This is a genomic window from Mesorhizobium sp. M2A.F.Ca.ET.037.01.1.1 (assembly GCF_003998075.1).
Taxonomy (GTDB): Bacteria; Pseudomonadota; Alphaproteobacteria; order Rhizobiales; family Rhizobiaceae; genus Mesorhizobium.
Map to the genome: position 1 here is coordinate 1 of NZ_RZSA01000154.1, position 9,147 is coordinate 9,147.

The following is a 9,147-nucleotide window of genomic DNA, read 5'->3' on the forward strand; positions in this document are numbered from 1 at the left end:
CCAATAAAGCGTCGGCAGGCAGGCAAGGATCGCTACCGCCACGCTGATCAGGAAGCGACGGTCGAAGATCGCCTCACGCGTTTCGCGGACCGACAGAGATGCCAGGAACAGGGCGGCAAGGAAGATGATGATGTTGTATTTCGACAGCATCGCGGCCGCCGTCGCCAGGCCCAAAAACGCATAGGCAACGGCCGATCGCCGCTTTTCCACCTCGACCAGCGCCAGAAGCAGCACCGAGGTGAAACAGAATATGGCGACCGAGTGGGCGAGGGCGTGCTGCATTTCCCAGAAGATCTGAGGAAACAGAAGCAGCCCGAACATGCCGGCGGCAGCGGCGCGGTTCGAGTAGCCGAGGCGGCGTATGGCGGTGAAATAGGCGGTCAGCCCCGCCGCCAGCAAGCCATATTTGACGATCTTGAGGGCAAGGACGCTGGTTCCGACCACAGAGGCCGCAAGCATCGCCAGCCAGGTGTATAGAGGCGGCTGCGAGCTGCCGTAGCCGGCGGCCAAAAACCGCATCTCCATCAGCTGCTCGGAATCGTCGACGCCGACGCCGGTGCCCGCGACATGGGACAACAGCGTCATCGCCACGATCTGCGTCAGGCAGTAGACGAGGACCGACGCGATCGCGGCGCTGAATGGACCGACCTGTCCATCGCAGAGCCAATCGGTCCATTTCTCTAGCTGCCGCAAGGGGGGTCTTCTCATGCTGATGCGCCGGTAGCGGGGCATCGACCATGCCACAGCAACCGGCGCGATCCAACAATTCGTGGGGCTTCAGGTCCGCATCTTCTCGCCGCTCGGGTCGAAGGGCGGCTCGAGATTGATGCGGGCCGGGCGGCGGTGGCCGAGAATCTCGATCTCGAACAGGCCAGCGCTTTCGTCCTCGGCGAGAGCGGCAGGGACGTAGCCCTGCGCCATCGACTTCTGGACGGAATGTGCATAGCCGCCCGACGTCACCCAGCCGACGACGCGCCATTCGCCATCAACGATGCCGCGCACGGCGGAGGCGCCTTCGGCAGCCTTGGAGCCGCGGACTTCCTTGCCCGTTTCGTCGAAGCGCGGCGCGCCGTAGCCATGCGGCTTCTCGACCGTGCCATAGACCTTGCTGACCTTGGCCCAGATCGGCTCGTCGCCCATCACGTCGGCGTCGACGGCATCGACGATGAAGGAGACGCGCCGCAGTTTTGGTCCTTCGGCATGCTCCTTGGCCGACGCCTCGCGGCCGATGAAGTCGTTCTTCTCCAGCTTGATGAAGCGATCCATCGAGCCTTCGAAGGGACCGTAGATCGGGCGAAGCTCGCGGAACCAGGTCGGGAAGTTCTTTTCCAGACGCATCGACAGCAGCGCGCGCATTCCGAAATCGACGAGGCCGAATTCCTCGCCCGCCTCCTTGATCGCCTTGTAGACAAGGCGCTGATAGGCCGGAGCCATCCAGATTTCGTAGCCTAGGTCGCCGGTATAGGTGATGCGGTTGACCATGCAGGGCGCGCCGCCGACCGCCATCTCGCGGAAGTCCATGAAGCGGAATGCCTTGGTCGAGACGTCGACATCGACCAGCTTCTGCAGCAGGTCGCGGGATTTCGGGCCGGCGATGGAGAGACCCACCAGCGTCTGGTCGAAGCGGTGGATGCGCACCGACCCATCCTTCGGCAGGTGCTTCTCGAACCAGCGCATATGGTATTTCTGCGCGGCCGACGAGCCCCAGATCATGAAACGATCCTCGCCTGATTTGGCGATGGTGAAGTCGCCGATCAGCTTGCCGAACTCGTTAACCATCGGGGTCAGCACGATGCGGCCGACCTTCGGCATGCGGTTCGTCATCAGGCGATTGAGGAAATCCTCCGCGCCCGGGCCGGACACTTCGTATTTGGCGAAGTTGGCGATCTCGGTGACGCCGACCTTCTCGCGCGTGGCGCGCACTTCCTCGCCGATCGGGCCGAAATCGTTGGAGCGGTGGAAGGACACGATGTCCTTCGGCTCGGTGCCCTTGGGCGCGAACCAGAGCGGGGTTTCCAGACCCCAGCTATCGCCCATGACCGCATTGTTGGCGAGCATGGTGTCGTAGAGCGGCGTCGTCTGCGCGGGGCGGGCGGCCGGCAGTTCCTCGTTCGGGAAGCGGATCGAGAAGCGGCGCGAATAGTTCTCGCGCACCTTGGCGTTGGTGTAGCGCAGCGTCGCCCATTCGCCGAAGCGGGCGACGTCCATGCCCCAGACGTCGAAGCCCGGATCGCCATGCACCATCCAGTTGGAGAGCGCCAGGCCGACGCCGCCGCCCTGGCTGAAGCCGGCCATGACGGCGCAGGCGCACCAGAAATTGGTCAGGCCCTGCACCGGGCCGACCAGCGGGTTGCCGTCGAGCGCGAAGGTGAAGGGTCCGTTGATGATCTGCTTGATGCCGGCCTTCTCGATACCGGGGAAATGCTTGAAGCCGATCTCCAGCGACGGCGCGATGCGGTCGATGTCGGGCTGCAGAAGCTCGTGGCCGAAATCCCACGGTGTGTTGACCGGCGACCACGGCTTGCAGGCCTTTTCATAGGTGCCGAGCAGGATGCCATTGCGCTCCTGGCGGGTGGAGATCTCGCCCTTGAAGTCGAGCACGCCGATCATCTCGCGGCCGGTCGACTTGTTGAACTCCTCGACCTCCGGCATCGGCTCGGTGAGCAGGTACATATGCTCCATCGCCAGCACCGGCAGCTCGACGCCGACCATGCGGCCGATCTCGCGCGCCCACAGGCCGCCGCAGTTGACGACATGCTCGGCGTGGACCGTGCCTTGCTCGGTGACGACGTTCCAGGTGCCGTCCGGCTGCTGCGTCAGATCGACGACGCGGTTGCGCAGCACGATCTCCGCGCCGAGTTTCTTGGCCGCCTTGGAATAGGCGATGGTGGTGCCGGACGGATCGAGATGACCTTCGACCGGATCCCACATGGCGCCGACGAAGTTCTTCTCGTCCATCAGCGGGAACATGGCCCTGGCTTCCGAGGGCGTGATCAGCTCGGTGTCCATACCGAGATAACGGCCCTTGGCGTGAGCCAACCGCAGGAAGTCCATGCGCTCCGGCGTATCGGCCATCATGACGCCGCCGGTCAGATGCAGCGAGCAGGACTGGCCGGAAAGCTCCTCGATCTCGTTGTAGAGCTGGACCGTATAGGCCTGCAGCTTGGCGACGTTGGGGTCGCCGTTCAGCGTGTGGAAGCCGCCCGCCGCATGCCAGGACGAGCCGGAAGTCAGCTCCGAGCGCTCAATCAGCATGATGTCGGTCCAGCCGGCCTTGGCGAGGTGATAAAGCACCGAGCAGCCGACGACGCCGCCGCCGATGACAACCGCTTTTACATGGGATTTCATGAAGATAGGTCCGTTTTTACAGAGACTGAATCGAATGATTGGTGTGGAGTCTAAGCGAAGCTCGACGGAGTGGGGGTCGACTGTTCATCCTCACACAGAAAATCAGAAATCCGTCGGCGCGCCGCCTTCGGCGCGGCGTTTTTCGACGAAATCGTTGAGTTCCTCGCGGATGGCCGGATCCATATACGGCTCCTCGTAGGAGGCAAGGCGCTCCTTCCACACCTTGTTGGTGCGTTCCATCGCCGTCGGCGAGCCGGCCTCGGTCCAGGTCTCGAAGTTGCGCCAGTCGGAGACGATCGGCGAATAGAAGGCGGTCTTGTAGCGCTCCTGCGTGTGCTGGGTGCCGAAGAAATGGCCGCCGGGGCCGACCGACTGGATGGCGTCGAAGCCGAGCGCGTCCTCGGAGAGATCGAGGGGGGTGAGGAACTCGGCCACCATCTGCAGAAGATCGATGTCGAGGATGGTCTTTTCGTAGGAGCAGCGCAGGCCGCCTTCCAGCCAGCCGGCGCCGTGCATCATCAGATTGCCGCCTCCCTGGATCGCGCCCCAGAGGGAGAACACGCTCTCATAGGCAGCCTGCGCGTCGACCGTGTTGGCGGCGCAAGTGTTGGAGGTGCGGTAGGGGATGTTGTAGCGGCGGGCGAGCTGGCCGCCAACGAGCTGCGCCTTCATGTATTCGGGTGTGCCGAAGGCCGGCGCGCCGGACTTCATATCGACGTTGGAGGTGAAGCCGCCATAGCCGACCGGCGCACCTTTCTTGACCATCTGCGCGAAGGCAATGCCGGAAAGCGCCTCGGCGTTCTGCTGCACCAGCGCGCCGGCGACCGTGACCGGCGCCATGGCGCCCGACAGCGTGAACGGGGTGACGATCACGGCCTGGCCCATGCTCGCCATCTGGATGATGCCTTCCATCATCGGCACGTCGAGCTTGAGCGGCGAATTGGTGTTGATGATGGTGAAGACCGACGGTTCGGCCATTAGCTGCTCGCGGCTGATGCCGCGGGCGATGCGGGTGATCTCGATGCCGTCGACATTGCGCTCCTTGCCGAGCGAATAGATGTGGAAGACCTTGTCGGTCAGCATGGCGAGGTCGCGGATGCACTCCAGGTGCCGCACCGAGGGGTGGATGTCGATCGGCTCGACCGGATAGCCGCCGGTGCATTGCAGGATGTTGTGCATCTGCGCCAGGCGCAGGAAGTTGCGGTAGTCCGCCTGGTTGCCGGGCCGGCGGCCGCGGTCGAGGTCGGAGCAGTTCGGCGCCGAGGCCATCATCGACAGGATGACGTTGTTGCCGCCGAAGCGCAGATTATGCGCCGGGTTGCGAGCGTGCAGTGTGAATTCCGAAGGGCAGTGCGAGACGAGCTCGAGGATCATGTCGCTGTCGAAGCGCACGCGCTCCGAGCCTTCGCGCACATCGGCGCCGTGCGCCTTCATGATGCGGCGGGCTTCGTCGTGCAGAACGTCGACGCCGATCTCCTTCAGCACGCGCAGCGAGGCGAGGTGGATCGATTCCAACTCGTCGTCGGACACGAATTTGGTCGGCGTCAGCGGGTTCTTCAACTGCCGGAAGGCGGGCTGCTCGAAAGCGGCCGCGCCGCCGGCGCGCTTGCCCGCGCGGCCGCCACGGCGGGCGCGATCGGTAGCCGGTGCCGGCTCGGCGGGATGGAGGGCAGCGGTCATGAAATGCCTCGTCAGGGTACGTATTTGGCCGGCATAATGGACCGGCGGCCATGCAGCCGGTGAGGAGGCGGCGACCACTAGGGCGAGGGAAGCGACATGACGGGACGGCAACCGGTCGCCTGCCGTTTCGCTGCGTGAAGCCTGTTACATTCCCGTCTTTTACTTGTGCTATACTTGCAGGCCGAGCATCTTGAGGGGGATAGCGATGCCTGACGTCATCAAAGTGCGCGCGGCAACCAACAACGAGGTCGCGTTCCTGGCATGGGATATCGATGGGATGATCCCGGGTTGCCTCGGCTTCGAGATCGTCCGCCTCTATCCCGATAGCGGTGAGGAGCGTTGCCTGGCGGCGTGGGTGCCGTTCAAGGGACAGCGCAATCCAAGATGGATACCGCAGGACACCGGGGTGTGGCCGGTGCAGAAGACGTTCTGGCGCGACCTGACGGTGCGCCGGCGCCGCGACAGTATCCATCTCAGGCCGGAGGGCGAGATGATTGCCTACCGCGTACGCCCCGTCGGCGACATGAAGCCGGGCCTCGAACCGGTGCCGGTGCGTCCCGACCAGGTCGTGGACGGCAAGCCTGCCTATACGGGTGCTCCGCGTCCGCTCGGCTATCTCGGGCAGGGCGCCGTCAGTCCGCCGATTTTCCTGGGGCAAATGTTCGGCAACGCGCGGGTCGCCTTCACCAACGGGGTCTTGTCGACGCAATGGATGTCGCGCGCGCTGGCGGAAGCAGGCATCAAGGTCGGGCAGCGCGACAAGATCAGAGCCGAGCTGCAGAACCCGGCAAGCAAGATACGCGCGTACCTGCATGGCGATGTGCCTGACGTGCTTACCAGCCTGATGAAGCGGGCCAAGAGCGAAGGCGGCACTGTCAGGCTTGCGCTCTACGAGCTCGGCGATGACGAATTGTGCGACGCGATCATCGCCGCCAAGGACGTGGTGGAGGTCATCCTTTCCAATTCGGGCCGGGACGACAAGACCGGGAAATGGGACTTGGGCAACGCGCCGTTCAGGAAGCGCCTGCATGACGCCGGCGTCGTGGTGACCGATCGCCTGTTCAACAACAACCATATCGGCCACAACAAATTCGCCGTCTATCGCGATGCCCAGGGCGATCCGCGGGCGGTGATGACCGGCAGCACCAACTGGACCTCGACCGGTATCTGCGGCCAGTCGAACAACGCCTTCGTCCGCGACGATCCGGCAATGGCCAAGGTGTTCAATGCCTATTGGGAGCGGATGAAGACCGACGTGTTCCCGCCGCCGGCCAGCGAGAGCGCCGCCGGACATGTGGCGCAGACCCAAGGCGTGCCGTTCCGCAAGGACAATCATATGGCGAACCCGCTCGACGGCGCGACGGTAGCGCTGAATGGCATGACGGTGTGGTTCTCGCCGAACGACCCGGAGCGCAACAAGAAGGACATCTCGGTGCGCCCGGTCGACCTCGAGGACGTCTTCGCCCGCATCAAGGCGGCGAAGCGCGCGGTGCTGTTTCTCGTGTTCAATCCTTCGCAGCTCGGCGAGAACTCGATCGTCGACCAAGCGGTGGCGGCGGCGAAAGCCGATCCGAAGCTGATCGTGCAGGGGGCGATCAGCGACGAGACGGCGATGCCCAACTACGTCGCACCTACCAAGGATCCGGTCACCCACAAGTCGAACAAGGACGGCAAGTCGCCCTTCGTGTTCCCGGAAAAGGTCTGGGAGGCGCCGAACGTCTCGATCGTCAGGGCGGCGAACCTGACCGGCGCGACGATCGCCCGCGATTTCCAGGCGGAAGTGCTGACCGTCGGCCACGCCATCGTGCACGATAAGATCGTCATCATCGATCCGATGGAGGACAACGCCACCGTCATCACGGGCAGCCACAACCTCGGCTACAAGGCCTCCTACGAGAATGACGAGAACCTGGTGATCGTGGAGGGCGACAAGACGTTTGCCGCCGCCTACGCGGTGCACATGCTGGATGTCTTCGACCACTACAAGTTCCGCGCCTGGCGCCGGACGATCGGGAAGGGGCCTTCGGACGACGACGGGATTTCCGTCGACGACAAATGGCTGAAGCCCTATGCCGATGGCAAGAAGGGAGCCATCGCCCGCTACTTCCCATAGCAGCCTCCGCCGGCCCCGCCCATTTGAGCGGCCGTTGACGCAAGCGGATTTCGCCGCCGGCCTGGCCGGCCCGGCCGAGGCTCCTGACAGGGCTTGGCTGGAGCAAGCGGTTTTCGCGTGCGAGGGCTTACGGCTGCCCAGGCGAACGGCTAAGGCTGCCAGCCGAGGACAGCCATGAGCGCGGCGGATTCAAAGAGCAGCGAGAGGGTGCAGTGGGCCGCGATCACCGGCGTGATCGCGACCGTGTCGGTGTTCGCCATCGCGCAAGGGCTTTCCTATCCGCTGCTGAGCTTCATCCTGCAGCGGCAAGGCGTTTCGCCGGCGATGATCGGGCTGTCGGCGGCGATGACGCCGATCGGCTTCATCGTTTCCTCGCCGCCAATTCCGGCATTGGCGCGCCGCTTCGGAGCGGGGCGCACCGCGCTCACTTGCGCGGCGCTCTCGGCGCTGATGCTGGCCCTGGTCGGCTGGACGCAGAATGTCTATCTGTGGTTCCCACTGCGCTTCCTGATCGGCGTGGTGACCAACCCGCTCTATGTGCTCAGCGAAATCTGGGTGATCGCGCTGGCGCCGCCGGCGAGGCGCGGCCGCGTCATGGGCATCTATTCCACCATCATCTCGGCCGGCTTTGCAGCCGGGCCGCTCTGCCTGCTTGCCGTCGGCACCGAAGGCTGGCCGCCTTTCCTGGTCGGCATCGGCGCCTTCCTCTTCTGCGGCGCCTGCCTGGCCGCGGTGGTGCGCCGCCTGCCCAAGGTCGAGGAGGCCGAGAACAAGGTTTCGGTGTTGGGCTTCATACCCTTGGCCTGGCTGCTCCTGTCGGCGGTCGTCGTCGCGGCCGGTTTCGAGCAGGCTATCCTGGCCCTGCTGCCGGTCTATGGAACACATCACGGTATTCCCGAAGCGCGTATGTCGGCGCTGCTGTCGGTGATGATCGCCGGCAACATCGCCATGCAGGTGCCGCTCGGCCTGCTCGCCGAAAAGCTGACGGCGCGCCTGGTGCGCTTCGGCTGCGTCGCCGTGACCATCCTTGGATGCGTGCTTCTGCCGGTATTGATTGAGACGCCGCTGATCTGGGTATGTGTCTTTATCTGGGGCGCCGTTTCCTACGGCATCTACACCATGTCGATCATCGAGCTCGGCGAACGCTTCACCGGCTCGGCGCTGGTCGCCGGCAACGCCGCCTTCTCGCTGATGTGGGGCCTCGGCGGCATCGTCGTGCCGCCGCTCACCGGCGGTGTCATGGATGTCATCGGCGCCGCCGGGCTTCCAATCACGCTCGGCGCGATCTGCGCTGCGCTGGCGACGGCGACGGTCGTGCGCCGGCGGGTTTTGTAGTCGATCTTAACACGGCTCTTGAATATCCAAGCAGCGAACGCGATGTAGGCGGGGCGCCTGATGGAGACCTGCATGACCAGCACGATGACCAAAACCCAGCCTGAATTGGCGGCTGACGATCCCTTCCTCTGGCTCGAGGATCGCAACGGCAAGGAAGCGCTGGGCTGGGTTCATCGCCAGAATGCGCTGACGGTGGCCGAATTGCAGAGTGATCCTTCCTATCAGCCGACCTTCGAGACCGCGCTCGACCTGATGACGGCCGAGGACAATATGCCGGTCGGGGCCGCACTTGCCGGTCACGTCTATAATTTCTGGCAGGACAAGACCAATGCGCTGGGCCTGTGGCGCCGCACGCCTGTCGCTTCCTACAAGACCGACAGACCGGAATGGGAGACAATCATCGATTTCGACCAACTCTCGGCGAAGGAAGGCGTGAAATGGGTGTTCGGCGGGGCGAGCCGGCTCTATCCCGATTTCAACCGCTGCCTGCTCTATATGTCGCCGGACGGCGGCGACGCCAGCGAATTGCGCGAGTTCGACATCGCCACGAGGTCCTTCGTCGAGGACGGGTTTCGCGCTCCGGCGTCCAAGTCGGGCTTTTCCTGGCTGGACAAGGACACGGTGCTCGTCTCGGCGGCTTTCGAGGAAGAGGACAAGACGCAGTCCGGCTA

At 64.2% G+C, this 9,147-nt stretch carries 5 protein-coding genes and 1 pseudogene; 3 read left to right on the forward strand and 3 right to left on the reverse strand.

Translation table 11 applies throughout. The features are described from left to right. The 3 genes from EOA27_RS10465 to EOA27_RS10475 all read right to left on the reverse strand — a co-directional run. A partial coding sequence (locus EOA27_RS10465) for a glycosyltransferase family 39 protein (RefSeq protein ID WP_189561999.1) occupies positions 1 to 693 on the reverse strand: 693 nt, incomplete at its 3' end. Between the two features lie 84 nt (positions 694 to 777). Beyond that, a complete protein-coding gene (locus EOA27_RS10470; RefSeq protein WP_127256103.1) occupies positions 778 to 3,348 on the reverse strand; it encodes an FAD-dependent oxidoreductase in 2,571 nt (856 codons plus the stop codon). A gap of 102 nt (positions 3,349 to 3,450) precedes the next feature. Further along, positions 3,451 to 5,028, reverse strand: a complete 1,578-nt coding sequence (locus EOA27_RS10475; RefSeq protein ID WP_126082192.1) for a trimethylamine methyltransferase family protein — start codon at positions 5,026 to 5,028, stop codon at positions 3,451 to 3,453. Between the two features lie 205 nt (positions 5,029 to 5,233). Here EOA27_RS10475 and EOA27_RS10480 point away from each other — a divergent pair, with 205 nt between their 5' ends. The 3 genes and pseudogenes from EOA27_RS10480 to EOA27_RS10490 form a co-directional block, all read left to right on the forward strand. Next, on the forward strand, positions 5,234 to 7,141 hold the full coding sequence (locus EOA27_RS10480; RefSeq protein ID WP_127256105.1) for a phospholipase D-like domain-containing protein: 1,908 nt from the start codon (positions 5,234 to 5,236) through the stop codon (positions 7,139 to 7,141). A gap of 174 nt (positions 7,142 to 7,315) precedes the next feature. Continuing rightward, positions 7,316 to 8,476 (forward strand): MFS transporter, encoded by a 1,161-nt coding sequence (locus EOA27_RS10485; protein WP_126082194.1) that lies wholly within the window; start codon positions 7,316 to 7,318, stop codon positions 8,474 to 8,476. Between the two features lie 72 nt (positions 8,477 to 8,548). Further along, positions 8,549 to 9,147 (forward strand): annotated as a pseudogene (locus EOA27_RS10490) (prolyl oligopeptidase family protein); the annotation flags it as partial.